A 1,997-nucleotide genomic window follows, 5' to 3' on the forward strand; every position below is an offset into this window, starting at 1 on the left:
GCCAAGAATGAACCCGCCCCCGAACAGCAGAACAACACGCGACAACGCGATGACCCACTGACACGACCATGGCCTCCCGCACAGCCCCACTGCTCAGCGACGAAGAACGCCGCGCCCCCCGCGCGCTGGTGGAACACGCGCTGACGCTCATCGGCCGCATCCACCGCGGCAGCCCCCAGGCCGCGCAAGCCGCCGAGGCCGAACTCGCGCGCTGGCGCAGCCTCAGTGCCGAGAACTCCGAAGCCACGGCCACCGCGCATCGCATCTGGAACGCCGCCGACGTCGGTGCGCTGCGCGGCCAGATGGCCATGCCACCGACCGCCGCGCAGGAACGACAGTCGCGGCGGCGCGTCGTCGGTCTGCTGGGCGCGGCGGGCTTTGCGGCGCTGGCGGGGGTCGGCGGGCGCTGGTACTGGCAACGGCCGGTGTACGAGGCCGCGCCGCGCACGGGACAGGCACAGACGCTGGCGCATGCGCTGCCGGACGGCAGCACGCTGGACCTGGCGGCCAACACGGCGCTCGAGGTCACGCTGTACCGCGACCGGCGCACCGTGCGGCTGGTGCGGGGCGAGGCGCGGTTTGCCATTGCGCACGACGCGCAACGGCCGTTCACCGTGGCCACCGAATGGGGACACGTGCGCGTGCTGGGCACGGTGTTCACGGTGTCGGTGCGCGATGGGCGCATGCGGCTGGCGGTGGCCGAAGGGCGGGTGGCCATCTGGGCGCACACGCAGGCGGGCAGCATGGCCGATGCCGAGGCGATGCCGCCGGCGACCATCCTCCAGGCCGGTGAAGCCATCGAGGCCGATGCGCAAGGGCTGGGCACGCGCAGCAGCGTCGACGTGGGCGAAGTCGCGGACTGGAAGCAGGGCTGGCTGGTGTTCCGCAACACGCGGCTGCCCGAAGCGCTGGCGCGCTGGAACGACTACCTGCGCCAACCCCTGCGGCTGGCCGACGACAGCAGCCTGCGCGAGATGCGGGTGACGGGCAGCTACCGGCTGCAGGACCCGCAGGCCTTCCTGAACGGGCTGGCGGTGATGCTGCCGGTGCGCACGGCGCGCAATGCCGATGGCACGACGGACATCGCGCGCCGGCCCTGACCTGCTTGCCCGTCCACCCTCCTGCCCTTCTGAACTTTCTTCGATTTTCTTTGTGGGGTAAACCGCCTCGAGCTTGTCTTCTGTTTGAAACCCATCTCCAGGACCCTCAAACATGACCGACAAGCTGAACGCCGCGCGACGCCTTCGCGCCGAATCCTTCACCGCCGCGGCGCTGGCCTGCGCCGTCGCCTCGGCGCTGCTCTCGATGGCCGGCGCGGCTCACGCGCAGGGCGCGGCCACCGCGGCCCCAGCGACCCCTGCGGCCACCACCGTGCAGCTGTCGCTGCCATCGCAGCCGCTGGCTCAGAGCCTGGGCGCGCTGTCCCGGCAGTTCGGCACGTCCATCGGCGGCGAAAGCTCGCTGCTCGAAGGCCGCACGGCACCGGCGGTGCGCGGGGCGGTCACGCTGCAGCAGGCCCTGGAACGGGTGCTGGCGGGCAGCGGCCTGACCTTCGTGCGCAGCAGCGCCTCGGCGCTCACGGTGATCCGCGCGACGGCCGGTGGCAACAGCGCCACCACGCTGCCCTCGGTCACGGTGACGGCCGACGCCGAAGAAGCCGCCACGGGCCACGTGCCGGGCTACATCGCGCGGCGCAGCACGGCGGGCAGCAAGACCGACACGCCGATCATCGAGACGCCGCAATCGGTCTCGGTGGTCACGTCGGACTTCATCGAGGCCTCGGGCGCCACGCGCATGAAGGAAGCGCTGGCCTACACGCCGGGCATCAACGTGTCGCCTTGGGGTGCCGACTCGCGCTTCGACTGGACCATCCTGCGCGGCTTCGACGCGCAGGCACCCGGCTATTACCTCGATGGCCTGCAGCTGCGCAACAACAACGGCTGGGCCATCTGGCAGACCGAGAACTACGGCACCGAGCGCATCGAAGTGCTGCGCGG

General features: G+C 71.4%; 2 protein-coding genes. Both read left to right on the forward strand.

Going from position 1 to position 1,997, the window contains the following annotated elements; translation table 11 throughout:
- Window positions 1-68 precede the first annotated feature (68 nt).
- Entirely contained in the window at window positions 69-1,100 is a 1,032-nt protein-coding gene (locus DBV14_RS30795; RefSeq protein ID WP_124465344.1) for a FecR family protein, read from the forward strand.
- 112 nt (window positions 1,101-1,212) lie between these two features.
- Window positions 1,213-1,997, forward strand: a 785-nt coding sequence (locus DBV14_RS30800) for a TonB-dependent receptor plug domain-containing protein (protein ID WP_260397291.1), incomplete at its 3' end; no start/stop codon positions are given.

Source organism: Variovorax sp. KBW07, assembly GCF_003852515.1.
GTDB lineage: Bacteria > Pseudomonadota > Gammaproteobacteria > Burkholderiales > Burkholderiaceae_C > Variovorax.